The sequence below is a fragment of the Dictyobacter halimunensis genome (assembly GCF_036245075.1).
This window is the reverse complement of the sequence record NZ_BSRI01000002.1, coordinates 980,674-1,000,978: the sequence shown is the minus strand read 5'-3', so window position 1 is coordinate 1,000,978 and position 20,305 is coordinate 980,674. Positions and strand designations below refer to the sequence as shown.

Genomic DNA, 20,305 nt, shown 5'->3' with positions numbered 1-20,305 from the left:
AGCACCAATGCTTCCACCATCCGAAGGAATGGATAACAGTTGTGATAACGAAAATTCCTGACACCTTTACGGTTCGTCAGTTGACTTTAGATGACGCAGAGAAAGTGTACCAGCTCGTCGCAGCCAGTGAGATGCACTGGACAGGCAAAGTTAGGATCACATTGAAGGCATTACAGGTGCTTCTGGCCTCCCCGGATGCCGATCTGGCCAGTGGTGGCTGGCTGGTGCTGAACCAGGAGGGACAGGCGATCGGTTTCGCTATGATGGAGCATGTACAGCATGCGCGCAACATAGTGCGCTGTATCGTGCATCCGCAATATCTCGACCATGGCATTGGCGAACTGTTGCTGGAGAAGGCCGAGCAGTGGGCGCGGCAGCAAATTCCACTGGCCGCCCCGGATGTGCGTGTTACCCTGCGCGGTTACTGTGATAATCAGAACCCGGCCTGGGAAGCTCTACTGAAGCGGCACGACTTTCAGCCGATCCGCAATTTCTGGGATATGGGGATCGAATTATTGACGGCACCCACGGCACCCCAGTGGCCTGAGTATATCCGTATCATTCATCCGACGACCGATATGCTCTATGCCGTCTACGAGACCGATGAAGAGATCTTTCGCGATCACTGGGGCTTTATGCATCAGCCCTTTGAGCAGTGGCAGTATTGGGCTGTACAGCAAGACACCTTTGATCCGTCGCTCTGGTTTCTAGCTATGGATGGTGATGAGATCGCTGGCATCTCCCTTTGTGCCAATGAGGAACAAGGTGGCTGGGTGCATGTGCTGGGTGTACGTCGCCCATGGCGCCGTCAGGGATTGGCCCTGGCGCTTTTGCAGCATTCTTTTAGTGAATTTTTCCGTCGCGATATACATACGGTTTCCCTGTCGGTCGATGCACAGAGCCTGACGGGCGCGACGCGCTTATATGAACGTGCTGGAATGCACGTTGTCAAACGAGCGACCCAATACGAGAAGGAATTACGGGTAGGTAGAGAACCGGGTATACAGACGCTTTCAGAGTAGCTGGTACCCTGATACGCCTATCTCTAGTCTCCATCTCACCAGCTCGTTGGCTGACAATGAATGGAGCACTGTTGTGATTATACGTCTACACCAACTGTCTGCACGTGCCCCGCATCTACAAGATAGTGCCGAGGTGGCACATTTGCTGAGCTTATATGAACGTGCGGCTATCGCATCTGAAGAGCAGTTGGAGGCGGAGCTCAAGGAGCGCTGGCAGGATTGCAACTTTCAGATGGCGAGCGATGCCTGGATGATTGTGACGAGGCAGCAGCATGTGATTGGCTATGCTGATGTACAGCGCAAGAACCACGAATCATTAGAGCCAATCTATGCCCTTAAGATCGCTATCCATCCCGAGTATCAGAGCCGCGGCATCGAGACATTGTTGATTCGGCTGGGGGAAGAACGCATCCGTTATCTGAGCCGCGACCTGGTGGGGCGCTGCCAGATTCAGATCCATGTCACGGTGGATAGTGCAAATAGCGTGCTGTGTGAGATGATGCAGCACGAAGGTTATTGCTTACAGCAGCAGTTCTTGCGCATGCAGTTCGCCCTGAAGCATATTGCCGATCCCTTACTCTCATCTGAAGATGGTCTGTTAACGCTGCAGGTGGCGCTGAATGATGAGCAGAGCATGACTTCACAGGTGCAGGGTGAGGCCTACAGGACATCGAAGTACAGCGTGTATGTCAAAACCTTTGGGAGGAGATTTCAGGCCGAGGCATCAACTGTGTTGATTCCTTGCGCCACAGGTTAAAATAAAAATGGATAAAATGGTGATAGTCACACGCCAGCAACATTGCCTGGCGTGTTTTATTATGAATGCTGAGTTTATCCTGTTTTGTTGTTACCTTTAATGGTTCTGCATAGTCCTAGTACATAGTTCTATCATCGCGTGGAACGACAAGGTATTACCGCCGGGAAGGAAAACAACAGGATTGCCATGACAGGTGTATCGACGATGACTGCTTTAACTTTTATGAGTGTTACCAATACGGATACTATGCGTATATTGCTCTTCGTACTGCTTATCGTAGCGATTGGTCTGATCGTTGCTGGAGCTATTATTGCCCTGGTAACGTTATATAGCTATCGTAAGGTTCGTGCGAATAATGCGGATCGCCTTCGGGGCGAACAATAAATGAATCGAGGGGGGTATGGTTCGCAGGCACACTGTGACACCTTTATTAGTGGGAACCCTTATCCTGCGTGCGAATTCTGGCGCCAGCACGATTGTGCTGGGCCTCTTGTTAGCACACATGGCGGCCAGCACGGCTCACAAGATTACCAGTGTGCAAGTTGGCTTGTTGCCGGTAGCTTTTTATATTTCTGAACTTACATTGGCCCCTTTTATGGGTGGATTGAGTGATCGCTGGGGGAGACGTATATTTCTGGTGTTGGGACCTGTCTTTGGTCTGTTGCAGGCTGGCCTGCTTTTTTTTACTCCTGCCCACCAGCCACTACCCTATTTGCTGAGCCTGCAAGTTCTGGCTGGCCTATCGGGAGCCATTACCGTTCCCGCTGTGCTTGGCTACCTGGCCGATCTGACGGTGCGCGATCAAAGCAGGCGCGTACGCGTCATGAGTCTGTATGAACTGGTGACCAGTGGTGGTATCGCTGTGGGGACCGTTATGGGCGGCCTGCTCTGGTTCTGGTTTGGGCGTGGGGCGTTTGTCTGGCTGGCTGTCAGCTATATACTGGTTATCTGGTGCATGTGGCTTTCGCCGGTGGCTAACCAGGCTGTCAGCAGTGAGAGGAAGATTGGTGAGACCGCGAGGCGCTATCTGCGTATCCTGCGTATGCCACGCCTGCTGGCATTTCTACCAGCCTGGCTCTGCATCAGCGCCCTGGTGGGCATCTGGCTGAGTTCACAGCTGACGTTTATTCTCTCAACGCCCGTGCGCTATCCTCATCAACTGCTGATGGGAAGCATGAGCGGACCCGGCGGGGGACGTATGTTGAGTCTGGTATTGGGTGGAATCGTCCTCTTCTTCAGCCTGAGTTTGTTGTTCTGGGCTTTTTTCCTGCAGAAGATTGCGCGCCTGCGCCTGATGTTTACCTCGATTATTGGCGTGTACCTGGCCTGTATCGCTCTGTTTGGCATCAATCATCGTGGTGCTAGCGATACTACTATGATCTATGTCTGGCTACCTCTGTTACTGATCGGCGTGTTCGCTGAAACCAGTTTTGCTCCGGCCGCACTGGCCTATCTGGCGGATATTTCGGAAGAGGCCGCTAGAGATCGAGGGATGGTGATGGGCCTCTATTCCATCTTTCTGGGCCTGGGGCAGATACTGGGGAACGGCCTTGGTGGGATGTTCGCCCATCGCTTTGGCTTCGATGGGCTGATCTATCTCACCGCTTTGCTGGCCCTGGTGGCATTGTTCTCCCTCTTCTGGCTGTTTAAGAAAGGCGAAGGGTACAGCGATGATAAATCTATCTATGCCAGTGAGTGAATGAACTCAAGGCGATTGCCGAAGGGGTCGCGCGTCTCAAAGCGCTCAAAGCCTGGGATCGGCACCCCTTCCAGGACCTCAAAGCCATGCTCCTGTAGCTTCTGCTTCCAGGTGGCGATATCGTCTACATGATAAGCCAGGTGGGCTTTCGTGCTGGTGCGCTCCACACCGTCTTCGGTTCCAACATGAACCTGGCGATCACCTACCTGGAGCCAGAAGCCGCCGCGACCCTTCAGGGAGTCCGGCTTCTCGATCTCGGGCAGTCCGAGCAGGTGGCAATAATACTGCCGCCCCTGCTCCTCGGCCCCGCGTGGAATGGTAATCTGTGCGTGATGAATGCCTGTAATCGACATACTGGATCATCTACCTTTCACAATACGTTCTATATCGCGCTGGGCATCGCGTTTGGCGATCATCGCTCGTTTGTCGTAGAGCTTTTTACCACGGCATAGTCCCAGTTCTATCTTGGCGTGCCCACCTTTCAGGTAGAGCTTTAAGGGGACCAGCGTCAGGCCCTTGGTCGCGACCCTGGTCAGGAGCTGATCGATCTCGCGCCGATGGAGCAGCAGTTTACGCGTGCGCATCGGATCGTGATTGTAGCGGTTGCCGTGTTCGTAGGCCGCGATATTGGCATTTTCCAGCCAGATCTCGTCTTTGCGCGCCATGGCATAGGAGCCGCGCAACTGGACCTTTCCCTCTCGAATCGACTTGATCTCGGTTCCAACGAGCGAGATGCCAACCTCCAGGGTGCGCTCGACCTCATAATCGTGATAGGCCTGCCGATTGACCGAGATGACCTTGATCGGCACATGCTCGATTGGTGTGCTTGCTTTTTTTGCCGGGGCTGCTTTAGCCATACTCAAACTCCTTTAGATAAAGGACGTCTATCTGCCGTATCGTTTACAATGGTGTTACGATCTCTTTTGTGCGGCAGGAACACTGCGTAGCAGGTTCTTTTTCTACCTGGTAAGATAAAAAGTACCCGTCAGAAATCTTGTACCAGGAAAAAGGGATGTGTTCATACACAGGTAGTGGGTGATGTCCTCATTATACAACACCCGGCTCTTATAGTCGACCTTAGCCTCTTCTTTAGAGAATTACCCCACCGGGCATAGAGGGTCGTCATACAACAGAACGAGAGAGTTCGTTGCCCACTGCATTATGCTAGAGAAAGGTTACATTATGTTCTACCGTTTAGGCAAATTTGCCACCCGCCATCGCTGGTTGATTGTTGGGTTATGGATACTTGCCGCGGTGCTCGCGCTCCCCTTCGCGCCCCGGGCGAATCAGGTATTGCAATCTGGTGGCTTTGAAAGTCCCGATTCGGAGTCTCAGAAGGCGATTGATACGCTGTCGCAAAAGTTGCATGTCAATGAAACGATCGTACAGATTATATTTACCAGCACCCATTATACGGTCGAAGATCCACAGTTCAGTCAGCAGTCCGAGCGCGCCCTGGCCAATATTCGTAACTGGTCCGAGGTGGCGCAGGTCACCAGTTACCTGGAAAATCCACGCCAGGTTTCGCAGGATCGCCATGCCGCGTATGTGAATGTCGAGATGAAGCCTGATGCGAACACGGCGGCCAAACTATTGCCGGAGCTAGAGCGGCGCCTACAGAAGGTCCCCGACTTAAAGGCGAGCGTGGGTGGCGGCCCCGTTTTCTATGAAGATATTCAAAGCGTCAGTGAAAATGATCTGCGGCGGGCCGAACTTTTAGCCTTTCCTTTTGCTCTTATCGCTTTGCTGTTTGTCTTCCGGTCAGTGATTGCCTCGGCTTTGCCTGCGCTGGTTGGCGGTTTCGCCGTGGTGGTATCCCTGGCTTTAATCTTTGCGCTGGGTCATATTACCCCTCTCTCTATCTTTGTGCTCAATATTACGACGCTGTTTGGCCTGGGCTTAGGGGTCGATTACTCGCTCTTTATGGTGAGCCGTTTCAGAGAGGAATTGCTGCATGGACGCGACATCGAAGATGCGGTGGCGGTGACCGTGGCTACGGCGGGCCGGGCTGTTACGTTTTCCGGCCTGACCGTTTCGATCGGTCTGTTTGGTTTGACCTTCTTCCACATCAATATGCTGCATTCCGTTGGTCTGGGCGGCATCCTGGTGGTCGTGCTGGCGGTGACGGCTGCCATTACCTTGCTACCGGCGCTCCTCTCGATTCTTGGGCTAAAGGTCAATGCCTTGCCTGTGCGCTTTCCCCGCCTCAAGCGGCATCCGGTGGGAACAGATATAGAGTTGGAGCCGCACCATGGCTTCTGGTATCGCCTGTCTCACTTTGTAATGCGCTATCCGCTACGCGTCTTCTTTCCCGTCCTGCTGCTCTTGCTGAGCTTTGGTGCACCCTTTCTGGGAGTCCGTTTCTCGGCGCCCGATGCCTCGATCCTGCCATCATATGTGCCCTCGCGCGCCGCGTATGATCTGCTGATGCAGCGTTTCAATCAGCGCGAGACCACGCCTATTCTGATAGCCGTGCATACGCCGGGCAATGCCCTGACGCCGGAGAATATCAAGAATCTGTATTACTACGTCAAGCGCATCGAGGCGGATCCACGCGTGGACCGGGTTGATAGCATTGTGAGCGCCGATCCACGCTTCACGCTGGATCAGTACCAGTTGCTTTACGCGCACCCACAATTGATCGCTGACCCGTATATCGGTGCCTTTCTGAAGTCGTCTGTTTCGGGGGATACGCTGCTGGTGGAGGTGGTTAGCAAATATGGTATGGTTGATCCGCAATCGCAGGCGCTGGTACAGACGATTCGCAATACCGCACCTGGCCATGGCATATCTGTGCTAGTTGATGGTGGCACGGCGGGCAATATCGATTACGTCGATTCCCTGTATACAGATTTTCCGGTTGCCGTGCTGGTTATATCTATCACCACCTATATCGTGCTGCTGCTACTGTTTCGCTCGCTGTTGCTGCCCCTGAAGGCGATTGTGATGAATACCCTGTCGATTCTGGCCAGCTATGGCGCCCTGGTGTTGATTTTTCAGGATGGCTTCTTACACCAGATTCTGGGTTTTACCCCGCTGGGATTTGTTGAGGCGTCCAGCCCCATCCTGCTTTTCTGCTCGATCTTTGGCCTCTCGATGGACTACGAGGTTTTCTTGCTGTCGCGCATTCAAGAGGCGTTCTGGCAGACGGGCGACAACAGGCAGGCGGTGGCGCTGGGACTGCAGCGTAGCGGTGGCATTATTACCAGCGCGGCCGTCATCGTCATCGTGGTCAGCGCCTGCTTTGCTACTGCTGACATGATCCTGGTTAAAGCCCTGGGATTGGGTATGGCCCTGGCTGTGGTGATCGATGCGACCCTGGTGCGTGGTCTGCTGGTTCCCGCCACCATGCGCCTGCTGGGTACCTGGAACTGGTGGCTGCCCTTCGCCGGCGTCCAGCGCCATCCACCCGCCCTGGCCGAGTACATGGGATCAGTGGATACAGATAATGAACAGACGACGGCCGAGCAGGCGAACACACATACGAATATACATATAGGAGGCAAAAGATGAGGCTGTGGATGCGTTACACGTCGGTCTGGATGCTGGCGGTTGGGGGCCTGTTGCTCACGCTGCTACTTTCATCCTGTGCCTTTCCTGGCATGACCACAACCTCGGCGACGCTGCCACAGGTCAGTGAGCAGCCAACGAAGACGGTTCTGCCACCGATCGAGTTCCCACGCGACGAGGGGAAGCATAATGACCTCACCGAATGGTGGTACTACACCGGTCATATGCAGGCGACTGATGCGTCCGGCAAGTCGCATACCTATGGGTTTGAACTGGTCTTTTTTCAGGCCATACGTAGCAACCTACCCACGGTGTATCCCGCCCATTTTGCTATTAGCGATATTACGCGTGGCGAGTTCCATTATGATCAGCGGCGCCTCACACAGTTTGTGACCCCTTCTTCTTCAGGGGGAAAGGCAACGCCGGGCATCGATGTGCATGTTGGCGACTGGTCCGCCCAGGGTCTGAACGGCAAGGACCATCTGGTAGCCTCAATGCAGAATTACGCCATGAATCTCAATCTGACCGGACTCAAGGCTCCGACCCTGCACAACGGTAACGGGCTGATCACCTATGGTCTTGGCGGCTTCTCCTACTACTATTCGCGCACGCGCATGCAGGTTGGTGGTACGCTGCTCGACCATAATCAGTCCTTAAAGGTTACCGGTACCGCCTGGATGGACCATCAATGGGGCAACTTCCTCAGCCTGGGTGGTGGCGGCTGGGACTGGTACAGTATCCAGCTGAACAACAGAACCGAGATCATGCTGTACTTTATTCGCGATGCCAGCGGCAAAACTATCTCGACGTATATCGGCTATACCGATGCCGATGGAAAGGCTTATGTGCTGCCCGAGCAGTCGTTGAAAGCGATCGTCCTGGATAAATGGGCCAGTCCAACGACGGGTATCACGTACCCTTCAGGCTGGCGCATCGATATCAAGGATCCTCACCTGCAGTCAACCCTGACGATCAGGCCTCTCTTGAAGAATCAGGAACTGGTCGTAACGAATTCGACTGGCAACGTCTATTGGGAAGGTGCCGTCAGCATCGAGGGACAGCAGAAAGGCCAGCCGATCTCTGGCGAAGGGTATGTTGAGCTAACGGGCTATACTAGATAGCCTGTTAGCATTGCGCTGGTGAGAGGCTCCGCACAGTCTCGCGCCTGCGGCGCTCGCACGTAATATATATTGCCGGTGGTGTAACGCATCCGCGCCACACCACCGGCAATATATATTACGTGTCTTGGTGTATCCATGCCACACCGGTAACATCCTACTACTTACTTTATGGGCATCAGTCCATTATTGTCTGAGCGCTGGTAGGATGGTGGTGGCGATTTTTTGTAGCTGACCATTGATGATGCCCAGGTAGTCTTGATGGGGGATGTAATGTCCCTGACTATCGGTCTGCAGGGTGATGATGGCCAGCGTATTTTCAAACAGTAGATTGTGATCGATGTGGACCGCGTCATTGTCCGACATCAGCGGGAGAATGCTCTGTTTTAGACCCCCATAGCTCCAACTGGAGATTCTGGACTGCAATTTTATCTTTTTCTGGTCGGATGGGCTGAGCTCGTTCTGCAGGGGAGTGGAGACAAACTGGTAGAGATAGGTGTCACTATCTGATTGATGCGTTAATCTGGCTGTGAGCGCGTAAGAAAAATGCACGTCACCAGAGAGAATCAGTGTATCTTTCGGCTGCTGAAAAAGCTGCAGCAGGTCGTGCCAGGATAGAGGATAGTGCGGCCAGTGATCAAAGCTTAGCCTGGCCGCCAGACGCTGTTGTACGCGCGCCAGCCGCAGTCCCAGATGGCTCCCCAGCCCCTTTTTCGTCAGCCAGAGACGCTGCCCCATTAAATACTCAAGCCAGCCAATAGCCGGTGGCAGCAGGACCGGTACGGACGAGACCAGGATCGCCAGGGGGCTCTGATTATTGGCATACCAGTTCTGAAGATCGTGCGTCTGGTCGCGACTGGTGATGCGCGTCGGGGCCAGAATGTCTTCTTCTTTTCCGGTTGTGATGGTGGTTCTTTCGGTGCGCGCATTGGCCACGAATATGGGCGGCGTGGATGGTATTTCATAGTGCCAGCGCAGTCCCACCTCGCCATAAAGATCCCGACGTACATAATCGCGCAGCGGCTCTATGGCGTCCTCGCCGCTTTCGGCGGCCTGCCGCATAACCTCGAGCAACGGATGCCGTGTTGCCTGCTGCCGCAGGTTGCCCCAGCCCTGGTAGACCCAGTAGGCCACCAGTCCATCGACCAGTAACTGCTCGCGGCCCGCCTTAATGGCCGAAGAGAGCCAGGTGGGCATAAAGTTCCAGTTATTGGTAATCTCATGGTCATCAAAGATCATATACGTGGGAAGCACGGCCAATGCCTGGCGCACGCCGCTATCGGTGCCCCATGCGTAGTGATAGAACTGACAAAAATCTTCATAAGTGGTTGCTTGATCACCAATCTGTGGTACATTTTGTTGCATGCCGGTTGAGGGCTGGTCGGCGTAGATCTGGTCGCCAATCAATAGCAGCAGATGGGGCCATACCGATTCGCGTTGCTCGGCGTGCTCACTCAACCAGTATCCCAGCGCGCTCAACACATCTGGTTGGTTGGCCTCCGCCTTGCGACAGGAACCATAGGCAATGCGTAGTGGATCTTTGTATGTAGATGCCGCCAGGGTACGAAAACACTGCTTGCCGGGTAAGCCGGAGGTCTGTGTGAGCTCTTTTCCTGTAGATGCCGCGATAAGCTGATATGTATACCAGGTCGCGGCCTGTAAATTACGCAGCTCAAGCGCTACATAATAGTGACCGCCAACCATGGTTGTTTTTTGTCTAACGATAGTTTCTGATTGTGTATCCGCGTAAACAAGCAGCGTGACAGTCTCAGCCGCTGTTAGCTCGGCCCAGATGACGACACTGTCCGGGTTGATAGCACGTACGAGCGGTCCAACGAGAAGTTCAGCCATTAATTCCTCTTCTTCTTTCCCGCCAGGGAGTCTGGCAATTTTTAACTTCGCCCAGGTAGGGAATACTCCATTCATTTTATACGAAAAACAGGTTCCTCTGTTTTTCGTATAAAATGAATGGGTCTTACTCCCATTATCGGGTGGCATGTGGGCGCCCCCGCACGTGCGTCCGCTGCGCGGCCGCACTGGTTTTATGTTGGTGCCCCGGGTGCGCATCCGCGCACCCGGGGCACCAACATACCAGGGGCTGTTTTCATCCCTGTGGTACTCACGTGCCAGTTTTGTATGAGTGTATCGGGTGCGCAGCCGCGCACCCGATACACTCATACAAAACCAGTGCGGCCGCGCTAGTTTTATATGGTGGTGCAGCAGGGCCGCGGACGCGGCCCTGCTGCACCACCATATAGCCTCGGAGAAAACCTGTCTGCGAGCCGTTTATTTGCTCAAAGACACATTAAGTAAATAGAAAGAAATCATAGAGGACTTGAGCAGGTTGGGTGGGGGAAACGTTGTTATCAGGCTGCTTGAGGCAATCTGCTGATCGACTTTTTTTTATAAAATAATCGAAACATCACCCATGGGCATTGACCAGCCCCGGCATGGATGTGGTATACTTTGTGACAATAGCAAACAGGTATTTTGTAGGTAGATGAGGATTTGTAACATATTTTGCATGTATTTGTTTGCATCCTCTTAAAAAGTGTATAAACAATGATCAATGTGTATTTATTGTGTCCTTTGCGTGCCGCTGGTTCTATGCAACGCAAAGCGTATTCGGTACACCTGATATGCCTCTCACCTTTTCATTTTATAGGGAAGGGATCTCATCAACGCTGAGGATGATGAGGGTGGCTGCGAAATCTGGCAGGAAGCAATGGAAGCGAGAACACATACCTCTGCTCTTGAAGAGTCTGCAATTATTGAACGCGTAGCTCGTATTGTTTTTAGCGTGCGCGGGGCCAAGCCTGATTATACCGTGCTGGCAGCAGAGCTGGAACTGGCGGTGCCTTTCGATGTGTTCGGGGTGGTATTGCTCCGTCACGACCGTCAGGCCGTACGCGTAACGGTTTGCCAGCGCGATGAAGGTCGGGCCTGGAAGGCGCGCCTGCATCAATATCCACTGGCTGACTCCATGCTAGAGCAAGTCTTGCGGAATCCTTCGTTGCAGGTACACGATTATCCTGAAGGGCTGGATGGCTCCCCCTCTTCCAGTGGTGATGTATTAAGTAGCTATCACCAGCTGCGTTCGACCCTGATCGCGCCGCTGATGGTCGAGAATAGCGTCCTGGGCACCCTGGAGCTTGGTAGCACAGGACTGCACACCTATGCCGATCAGCATCTGCAGCGGCTGGTGGATGCCGTCGTCAAAATGCTGGCCGCCGCGATCGAGGGGGTGCAACTGGGCGGGAATGCGGCGATCCAGGATCGTCAGCGCCGGGCATTGAAGGATGTGAGCCAGGCGCTAACCTCTAAAATGGAGCTCTCCACCGTCCTGCAGCAGATTGTGGCCGGGGTCTCGAATGCACTCAGCGTCTCCTCGTTTATGCTCTTGCTCAACCGCCGTTCTCATACCCTGTACCTGGAAGCTCAATGCGAGGTGGATCCGAAGCCACTGGAACGTATTTTGCAGCAGCAGGGAAGGGTCAGCGAAAAGAATATGTTCTGGCAAACGCTCATGCGGCGCCAGCCGTTGGGTTCACAGGACATTGCCAGCGATGAGCATTATCCAGAGAATCAACCGCTGGCCAGCGAACTCGGACTCCGTTCGCTTTACTGTTATCCACTGGCCACCGGATCAGCCGTTTATGGTATCCTGGCCCTATGCTCTACTGAGGCAGGTGGCTTCACGCCCCTCAAAAGCGACATCCTGGCGCTTTTTGCGAACCAGGCTACCATCGCCATCCACAATGGCATGTTACAGGCCTCCCTGGATCAACGCAGACAATTTCAAGCGGCCATCGAGCAGTTTGATCGGTTGCAGCCGGTATATGAAGAGAGCACTACGGATGAGCAGCTCCGTGAAGAGCTCCGCATCTTTAAAGAGATTCGTGCCCATGCCCAGCACACCTATGGTTTGAATTTCAGCCAGCTCATGCATTGGATCAGCGAACAGCTCTTAACCCAGGGTGAGCGCAATCTGCAAAGCATCCGTTATGCGATCGAGAGCGAGCAAACGAACGATCCGTTTATTTCTTCACTGTCAACAGAGCCCTTACCGTCCTCAGCGTTCTTATTTGAGTCCGCGCCATTTCAGCCCGGTGCTACCAATGTTGAACCTCAGGCGCTGCTGACGCAGCCATCAGAATCGGCCCTGACACATGTCGGCATGATTGGGGAACTTAACCGTTTGATTGGTCATCTCAATCAATCAACCAACTGGGTACGTGATCCCTGGTTTGTTGTTGACCTGGATGGATACTGCCTGTATATGAATTCAGCGGCGCGCCAATGGTGTGAATGGAAGCTGGAAACGATGGCTACAGAATATTATCCACACATGCAATTGCTCGTATCTTCTGTCGTGCAGGGCCGATCAGTGAGGCCCTCGATCGAAGAGGTATTTTCACATCTTTTGCCACGGATGCGCAACAACAATGAGGTACGCGCCTATCTACGCGACTTTACGCAGGAGAGTATCTACCGGCAGGCATTTCGCTGTATCCTGGCTGAGGAGCCACTGGAAACGATGGCGCAGCCCTGTGCAGAAAGGGTGGCCAGCGAGACGAGCCAGGATAGCGTGGCCAGCGATCATCACTACCAATTTCATTGTTATCCTCTCTATACACAGGCCAGGCAGCTGGAAGGCATTGCTTTACAGGTGCAGGATATAACCGAGCAGGTACGCGAAGAAAAGAATCGTTCCGCGCTGCTCTCGGCCTTTTCACATGATCTGCGCACGCCGCTGACAACGATCAAAGCCGCGGTAACGGGTCTTTTACAGGCCGACCTGGTGTGGAATGAAGATGACCGCAATGAGATGCTGGTCGATATTGATAGCGAGGCCGATCATCTTACCATGCTGGTCAACGCGCTGATCGAGCTTTCACGCATAGAAATGGGGGCGATGGAGCTTAAACTTGAATGGTGCGACGTCTCAGAAATTCTCTACGCAACCATCACAAAGTTGCAGCGTGCCCTTGGAAATCGTCAGCTGCAGCTGCGGCTTCAAGATTCCTTGCCGCTGATCTATGCAGATCATGCACGTTTGGGACAGATATTGTATAACCTGATCGAGAATGCCGCGCGGCACAGTTCAGATTATAAAACGATCTCTCTATTTATCGATGTGGTAAAGGATGAGAGAGAAGAATTGCGGGTGCGTGTCATTGATCAAGGGGTCATCGTACCAGAGCATGAGCGAGAGCGTATCTTTACCTCATTTCAAAGCCATGCATCTTTTTATGGCAATGGGCTGTCGCTGGCAACCTGTAAGGGGATCATAGAAGCCCATCAGGGTCGCATCTGGGCTGAGGCGGCGGATGGTGAAGGGACATGTTTTACCTTTCTGCTGCCGATTCATCCCCAGACGATGATCCATCGGAATGAACAGAGAACGGAACGTGGCTAGTCGCAGCTGCCGATTCGAGCATAATTGACTGGCCCGGGGATGACCGATGTCGGGGTGGAAGGCATTGTTGCAGGTTGGGATACCTGTATGGAGGAACGCTATGAGGGTGAAAGGGAAACGGATACTGGTCGTTGATGATGAGCCGCCAATTCAGCGCATTCTGCGCCGCAATCTGACCGTAGGTGGTTACGAGGTGCTGGTCGCTGAAAGTGGAAAGCAAGCGGTTGAAATGGTGAAGATTCATCAACCAGACCTGGTCTTACTGGATATTTGCTTGCCAGGCGGTATTGATGGTGTCGACGTATGCGTCCAGGTACGCCAGTTTACACAGACACCCATTATTGTGCTTTCAGCCGTGGCGGAGGAAAAGCAGAAAATCAAGGCGCTTGATTATGGTGCCGATGACTATCTGACCAAGCCTTTCAGCAACGACGAGCTCCAGGCTCGCGTACGAGCCTGTCTCAGACGGGCTGGCACGAAAGAGGCCACGAACGAGCGGGAGCCAGAAATACTGACCAGCGAGGACGACTATCTGTACATGGATATCGTACGGCGCCAGGTGCGCGCGGGCTCGCAGGAGGTGCGCCTGACACCGACAGAGTTTGAACTGTTGCGGCAACTCATGTTGTATGCGGGCAAAGTCATGACACACCGCGCACTCTTGCGTGCCGTCTGGGGGCCGGAGTATGGCGAAGAGGCCGATTACCTACGCGTCTATGTGCGCCAGCTCAGGCTTAAAGTCGAGCCGGAACCATCGCGGCCGAGATATATCGTCACCGAGCCAGGGATTGGCTACGTTTTCAGATCGCAAGGAGAAAATTAAAATCCTTAATAAAATTTTAATGCCATCTTGTGTTTTTTTTATAGCGACTTGACTGATTTAGCGGTACACTTTTAACATGAGGTTCCCGGGCCTGTGATCATTGTTCTGGCTGGTAAAAGCATTCCTTTTTGTGTTACTGTATACCATAATAAGTTCTGGTATTGTCCTGCAATCCGATGTATGATGGAGGCAGATAACAGAGGTATGTGGGGGGTGGTGGAAAATCAGGATTTCTAGTATGCTATGGTCGGTTAAACTGTTGATCATGGGGACCAGGTACTAGCGCCGTGCATAATACTATGATATAGGCGTACGGACCTGGGATGACATCAAGATAGGATGTGTGGGGAGGACGAGGACAACCTTTTACCTACGGCGCTAAGAGGGAAATTTCTTCACAATAATCGAAAAAAGGGTCTCCCTTTGTATCATACAGAAAAATAAAAATAGCTATGTGTGTGGTAAAAAATGCGTCTATCGCTCGTGTTGTATGTGCTGGCTCTATCAGAAAGCACGAGTGAAGGATAGCAGCGCTTTTAACACAGCAATTACATGCGGATGCCCCGCATATCTGATAAATGGGCATGCGCATTTTGCTTATAGCGTGCGTTGTGGAACTATGGATGGATATATCTACGGCGGACACGCACCAAGACCGCTTGCGCACTGATTATCTTACTTATACCGCAAGCTAGTCTGATAAAGGAACTGAGAGAAGAATGGAGCAGCAAGACCGTATCATGGATGGAGACTTACAGACCCTGGGTCTCCAATCCATTTTAAAGATGCTTGCCCTGAGCGGAAAAACTGGAAAGTTATTTGTGACTTCGGGACCAGAGACGCTTTCAATCAGCTTGCGTAAAGGGCAAATTGTAGGATTACATGAAGACGGAGTGCCCCCACCCGACGTGCTGGGCATGCTCTGTTTACTCAATAAATTAGATCCGCCACGTGCGCAATATATTCGAGAACTGGCGCGCGGAGATATGCAGATGTCGCTCGCGCTGCTGGTTGAGCGCGGCTGGATGACTGCCGGAGAGATGCAGCGCCGCCTGGAATTTCTGGTGACGCAGTCGATCAGTCATGCCCTACGCTGGGTAAATGGTCGTTTCGCCTTTCACCGCCAGGTTATCCCGATGGAGAGCAAGATGCAGGCGCTGGATGTTGATTCCGTCTTGCTGGAAGCTCTACGCCAGGCTGATGAATGGGAAGAGATTAGCGCCGAGGGGGTGACCCATCTTACCCGCACCACGGTGGCTCGCTGGCAACCAGAAGTCAGCAATGATGTGCGCAATCTGGGCCTGAATCAGGAAGGCATTGAAGTGCTATGCCTCGCCAATGGAGAGCTCACTCTGCAAGCGGTCGCGCTGGCCCTGATGACTCCAGAGGCCAGGATTGCTCGCGTTATGGCTCGCCTGTTAGAATTAAATCTGATTGAAGTGGTAGACACCGCACTGGAAACCGAGTTGCAGGGTGACCTCTCAAACATCATTATCAAGTGCCAGTATCTGCTAGCACAGCAGCGCCAGGCTTCCAATCCAGCTCAACATCTCCTTGGTTTAATTACCACCCTCTCCGAGTGTATTAATGGTCTCCTTGTGCACCATGGCTTATACGCGCGCAGCTTACGCGGGCGAGGCAAAATTCCTTCCATGGAAATTGCTCGTTATCTTGAACGCCGTTTTGTGCCACAACTGCAGGCGTTATCACAGCAGCAATTTCCGATTCTAGAAACAGCAACGTTTCACTATGGCCAACTCGACTGTAATGATATACTGACGCTTAACAAAGTCGTGAAGGGTGAGCAGTTAGAAGAGTTCTATTGGGAAGCAGTTCAGGGCCTGGTCGCCTTTTTGCGCATGGTGTTTACCGAACTATTGCGCGACGAGGTCGGAAACTCACATATCGGGCGCCAATTGAATGTCGCGTGGCGAATCTTCTTATCAGAGATTGATCACGAGGTTCAGCAATACCAGATTTACCGGGCGCATCGCAACACCCAGAACTCGCGAGGTCGAGATGCTATCCAACCCTCATCACTTGGAATTGTACAAAATTGGCAGAACCCCGCCGACAACAATGGGGAAATGTGGTCGCCTGATACGCGAAGGAGGTCAATTTGATGGCTGAACCAACGGTACTTGTTGTAGACGATAGTCCTACTGTACGCAAAATTGTGCAGATGACTCTCCAGAGAGAACACATCAAAGTGGTGACGGTAGGAGATGGTCTGAGCGCGTTGACTTCGGTCGCCGATGAGATGCCAGCCCTTATTTTGCTTGATATCCAACTTCCGCGGATGGATGGGTACCAAATTTGCCAGATAATACGCAAACACTTGCAGTTTCGACAAATTCCCATTATTATGCTCAGTGGGAAGGATGGCTTGTTTGACAAGATGCGCGGTCGTTTAGCAGGGTCGACGGAGTATCTCACCAAACCATTTGACTCGGCTGAACTTGTGCAAACAGTCAAGAAACACCTTGCGAACTGGCAAGAACGTGTACCTGCTCAACAAGAGGGGACACGCCCTCGCCTACGCTATCGCGGCTAAATCTCCAATATCAGTACCTGTGATGTTCAGCATCTTTGGTCGGGAGGGTTGGAGGGTAGGCTAAATTTCCCATTGCTAGGTTGGCTCATTAGGAAAGGTTAGAATCGGATGCCTGGGCAGAAAATACTTGTTGTGGACGATAGTTGGACAGAACTAACGATGATTGTGACGCCATTGCGCAACAGCGGTTTTGATGTTGTGACCGCGGTTGATGGCGATGAAGCAGTCGAAAAAGTATTTAAAGAACGTCCACACTGTATCGTACTTGATGTTGTGTTGCCGAAGCAAAATGGATTTCAGGTATGTCGTAAATTAAAGAGCTCGGACGTGAGCCGGCATATCCCCATCATTTTGTTGACGTCGAAGAACACCCCGTTGGATAAGGCATGGGGGATGCGGCAAGGGGCTGACCTCTATATTACCAAGCCCTTTAACGGTGATGAGTTAGTAGCTAGTGTGCGACGCCTTATTTAAGTAGTCGTACGGGCAGGGCCAGGGTTGACGGCGGACGCCGCTCTCTTTCTCCTTGCCACACATGTCGCATGGGATGCCTCTCGCTTCTTGTGCTCTCTATGGAGTAAGTTTTTGTGTCCAGTGAAGATCAGAAAAAACGTGAAGCCTTTGCTGCAATTCAGCAATTAATCTCACAGTCTCCCTCGGTTGCGGCTCTGCAGTTGCAACTGGCGCAGGGGCAATTTGGTGTGAATGGATCTCCCAATGGAGAGACTTCACCCCCGGCCGTTGTTGGGGAGCAATATCTGGTGTTTTCTCTTGCTGATCGTGAACTGGCTGTGAAGGCTGAGCTAGTGCAAGGCGTCGAGCGGCTGGTCGAGTTAACGCCGGTTCCTAATGTTGTTTCCTGGGTTAGAGGGGTGATGAACCTGCGAGGTTCCATCGTCTCAGTGGTAGACTTACGAATGTTTCTGGATTTAGAGCAGGTGCCCTATACACCACAAACTCGCCTGTTATCGCTACAGGCGAACGAGATGGTCATCTGCCTGGCGGTGGATGGTGTGAGTGAGATGCTACCGATTCCCGCTACTGCTATCAATGGAAATGTGCGCCAGGCTATCATTCCCTCCTGGGCGGCTCCATATGCTATGGGTGGGGCAGTGCTGCCTAATCGTGGAATCATCATCCTGGATGTAGCTCGCCTTCTTTTCTCCGAAAAAATGCAGCGCTATAAGGCCTAATGATAATAGTGCGGGGGCCTGTTGTAGGCTACCTGAATTGAGATAGATATATTTTTATCAATGGAGGTCTGGCGGATGAATCCTGATCAAAATAAAAGTGGTTCGGCGTTGAGTGCCCCTTTTACCATAGGGTTACTTGGCTCCTTCGTTGTTCCTTTTATAGTGTTTATTGTTATTGCTTTTTTGTCTTTTAGTTCTAACCCAACGATCGGTATTATCGCTGTTATTGGTGCCGTGCTCGCTCTTATTATTGGTATTGGTTCAAGTCTTTATGTACAAAATAGCGTTAAGAGCCGTTTGTTGGGCCTGGCTGAGATCTGCCGCGATTTCATGAGCGGGGATCGCTCGGTGCGTGCGACGGTGAATGGCGACAGCGAGCTGGCCCAATTGGCGAGCTCCTTAAATGCCATCCTGGATAACCAGGGCTCAACCCCCAGCATTTCAATGGGAGGCTCTGGTAACGATGCGGCGGCCCTGCAGGCGCAGATTGAGAAGCTGCTGCAAGAGGTAAGCGCGGTCGGTGATGGCGACCTGCGCGTCCAGGCGGAAGTAACCCCGGACACCCTGGGTGTGCTGGCTGACTCATTCAACTATATGATTGAAGAGCTGGCGAAGGTTGTGGGCCGTGTACAGTCAACTGCTGTACAGGTTACCAACGCGACTCGCCGTATTCTGGATCGCTCGGCTGAACTGGCGCAGGCCTCTGAGACACAGGTGAAACAGATCGCCCAGACGACCGAGGCCGTGGAAGCGCTGGCCGTATTTATTCAAAACGTGGCGCGTAACGCCCAGCTGAGTGTGGACGTAGCGCAAGAAGCGTTGCGTAGCGCGAACAATGGTCAGCAAGCTGTACGTCAGACGATTGAAGGTATGATGCTCATTCGTGAGAACGTACAGGAAACCTCGAAAAAGATTAAGCGCCTCGGTGAGCGCTCAAACGAAATTGGTGAAATCGTACGTATCATCGAAGACATCGCCGACCAGACAAACTTGCTGGCGTTGAACGCGGCCATTCAGTCCGCTATGGCGGGTGAGCACGGTCGTGGATTCGCCGTTGTTGCCGATGAAATCCGCCTGCTGGCAGAACGTTCGACCGAGTCGACCAAACGTATCGCGACGCTGGTCAAGAGTATTCAGGGCGATACATACGAAGCCGTGGTTGCTATGGAAGATAGCACGCAGGAAGTGGTTAAAGGATCGCAACTGGCCGATGATGCCGGTCGTTCTCTGAACTCTATTTACAGCGCAGTAGAGCGACAAGCTCAAATGATTGAAAATATTGCTCGTGCCGCGAATGAACAGACCTCGGTCTCTGAAGCGGTGGCCGTAGCCATGGGCCGTATCTCTGAAATCACCCGTCAGACCGACGCCGGCACGCAGGAAGCGGCGGTAAGCGTAAGTTACCTGGCTGAGCTTTCTGAGCAGTTGCGTGCTTCCGTTTCAACTTTCCGCCTGCCTGATCGTATAAATGACATGCTTGGCTCGTTCTCTAATATGGCGACATCTGTAACTGAGTCACCTGCTGAGCGCGGTGAGCAACCCTTTGGCGCTATGCTGGGTGGTGGGTCCGATAGTGGTTGGAGCCAGAATTTCTCGGGCAACTTCCCGCCACTTCCTGAACCCGGGAACACGGGTTCACTGGTCTCATTGGGTAGCCGTTCAGGGCAATTCGCGGCCAATGGGCAGCCAGACTTTGGTCAGCCAGATTTCGGCCAGCCAGACTTTGGGCAGCGCCCCGACTTCGGCAATCCTGCCGCGTTTTCTCCGGCAGGCATGCCACAACAGGTGCCCTCATCTGGTAACTTTGGCATCAATAACAACCAGCAGTTCTTTGGTGGAAATCAGTTCGATTTTGGCAATCTGGGCGATTTTGATAGCCAGCAGCAGGGAATGGATCAAGGCTTTGGCATGCCACAGTATGGCAACCAGGCGAATGGTAATCCCGGCTTTGCGCAGCAGGCACCTAATTCTGGATTGCTTCCACCACCGTTCCAGCAACTGTCACAGCAGCAGCCTGGCCAAGGGAACAATGCACGCCCGCGCTGGCAAAGTGGCATTCACGACCAGAATCAGTAATTGTTCTTATAGGCCTGCTATCATCGTGTGAGCGAAAAAGTGAGAGCAGGCTTATAGAAGTGAGGTGTTATCTTTCTCGTATTTATCCCTCCCTGCTCTATTGTATCTGCACGGCGGGATTGAGAAAGATAACA

General features: G+C 52.7%; 16 protein-coding genes. 13 read left to right on the top strand and 3 right to left on the bottom strand.

From position 1 onward, the window contains the following. Positions 1 to 41: 41 nt before the first annotated feature. From AABA21_RS18205 to AABA21_RS18190, 4 genes are all read left to right on the top strand, one after another. The gene (locus AABA21_RS18205) at positions 42 to 1,022 is read left to right on the top strand and encodes a GNAT family N-acetyltransferase (protein WP_338252640.1); all 981 of its coding nucleotides are present in this window, start codon (positions 42 to 44) and stop codon (positions 1,020 to 1,022) included. A 73-nt stretch (positions 1,023 to 1,095) separates the two neighbouring features. Next, entirely contained in the window at positions 1,096 to 1,779 is a 684-nt protein-coding gene (locus tag AABA21_RS18200) for a GNAT family N-acetyltransferase (RefSeq protein WP_338252638.1), read from the top strand. A gap of 138 nt (positions 1,780 to 1,917) precedes the next feature. Continuing rightward, entirely contained in the window at positions 1,918 to 2,163 is a 246-nt protein-coding gene (locus AABA21_RS18195) for a hypothetical protein (protein ID WP_338252636.1), read from the top strand. 16 nt (positions 2,164 to 2,179) lie between these two features. Beyond that, positions 2,180 to 3,478, top strand: a complete 1,299-nt coding sequence (locus tag AABA21_RS18190; RefSeq protein WP_338252633.1) for an MFS transporter — start codon at positions 2,180 to 2,182, stop codon at positions 3,476 to 3,478. On the opposite strand, the gene AABA21_RS18185 is transcribed toward AABA21_RS18190, so the two are convergent. Then, a complete protein-coding gene (locus AABA21_RS18185) occupies positions 3,463 to 3,831 on the bottom strand; it encodes a VOC family protein (RefSeq protein WP_338252632.1) in 369 nt (122 codons plus the stop codon). The genes AABA21_RS18190 and AABA21_RS18185 overlap by 16 nt on opposite strands. Positions 3,832 to 3,837: 6 nt before the next feature. Then, a complete protein-coding gene (smpB, locus tag AABA21_RS18180; protein WP_338252630.1) occupies positions 3,838 to 4,335 on the bottom strand; it encodes an SsrA-binding protein SmpB in 498 nt (165 codons plus the stop codon). A 325-nt stretch (positions 4,336 to 4,660) separates the two neighbouring features. Here smpB and AABA21_RS18175 point away from each other — a divergent pair, with 325 nt between their 5' ends. Together AABA21_RS18175 and AABA21_RS18170 are read left to right on the top strand one after the other, a co-directional pair. Continuing rightward, positions 4,661 to 6,991 carry an MMPL family transporter gene (locus tag AABA21_RS18175; protein ID WP_338252628.1) on the top strand — a complete coding sequence of 777 codons (2,331 nt, stop codon included), beginning with the start codon at positions 4,661 to 4,663 and terminating at the stop codon, positions 6,989 to 6,991. Continuing rightward, positions 6,988 to 8,109, top strand: coding sequence for a lipocalin-like domain-containing protein (locus AABA21_RS18170; protein ID WP_338252625.1), 1,122 nt, complete (start codon positions 6,988 to 6,990; stop codon positions 8,107 to 8,109). The genes AABA21_RS18175 and AABA21_RS18170 overlap by 4 nt, the downstream gene beginning before the upstream one ends. Positions 8,110 to 8,292: 183 nt before the next feature. Here AABA21_RS18170 and AABA21_RS18165 read toward each other — a convergent pair whose 3' ends face one another. Beyond that, positions 8,293 to 9,957, bottom strand: coding sequence for an alkaline phosphatase D family protein (locus AABA21_RS18165; RefSeq protein WP_338252623.1), 1,665 nt, complete (start codon positions 9,955 to 9,957; stop codon positions 8,293 to 8,295). Positions 9,958 to 10,831: 874 nt separating this feature from the next. Here AABA21_RS18165 and AABA21_RS18160 point away from each other — a divergent pair. The 7 genes from AABA21_RS18160 to AABA21_RS18130 all read left to right on the top strand — a co-directional run bounded on the left by AABA21_RS18160 (position 10,832) and on the right by AABA21_RS18130 (position 20,171). Then, complete coding sequence (locus tag AABA21_RS18160) at positions 10,832 to 13,525, top strand: ATP-binding protein (RefSeq protein ID WP_338252621.1); 2,694 nt, start codon at positions 10,832 to 10,834, stop codon at positions 13,523 to 13,525. Positions 13,526 to 13,625: 100 nt separating this feature from the next. After that, on the top strand, positions 13,626 to 14,348 hold the full coding sequence (locus AABA21_RS18155; RefSeq protein WP_338252619.1) for a response regulator transcription factor: 723 nt from the start codon (positions 13,626 to 13,628) through the stop codon (positions 14,346 to 14,348). Positions 14,349 to 15,067: 719 nt separating this feature from the next. Continuing rightward, on the top strand, positions 15,068 to 16,471 hold the full coding sequence (locus tag AABA21_RS18150; protein ID WP_338252617.1) for a DUF4388 domain-containing protein: 1,404 nt from the start codon (positions 15,068 to 15,070) through the stop codon (positions 16,469 to 16,471). Beyond that, complete coding sequence (locus AABA21_RS18145; RefSeq protein ID WP_126594862.1) at positions 16,471 to 16,902, top strand: response regulator; 432 nt, start codon at positions 16,471 to 16,473, stop codon at positions 16,900 to 16,902. Before AABA21_RS18150 ends, AABA21_RS18145 begins: the two co-directional genes overlap by 1 nt. A 108-nt stretch (positions 16,903 to 17,010) precedes the next feature. Beyond that, positions 17,011 to 17,376 carry a response regulator transcription factor gene (locus AABA21_RS18140; protein ID WP_126594861.1) on the top strand — a complete coding sequence of 122 codons (366 nt, stop codon included), beginning with the start codon at positions 17,011 to 17,013 and terminating at the stop codon, positions 17,374 to 17,376. Between the two features lie 113 nt (positions 17,377 to 17,489). Then, positions 17,490 to 18,095 carry a chemotaxis protein CheW gene (locus AABA21_RS18135; RefSeq protein WP_338252611.1) on the top strand — a complete coding sequence of 202 codons (606 nt, stop codon included), beginning with the start codon at positions 17,490 to 17,492 and terminating at the stop codon, positions 18,093 to 18,095. A 75-nt stretch (positions 18,096 to 18,170) separates the two neighbouring features. After that, positions 18,171 to 20,171 carry a methyl-accepting chemotaxis protein gene (locus AABA21_RS18130; RefSeq protein WP_338252609.1) on the top strand — a complete coding sequence of 667 codons (2,001 nt, stop codon included), beginning with the start codon at positions 18,171 to 18,173 and terminating at the stop codon, positions 20,169 to 20,171. Positions 20,172 to 20,305: the final 134 nt, after the last annotated feature.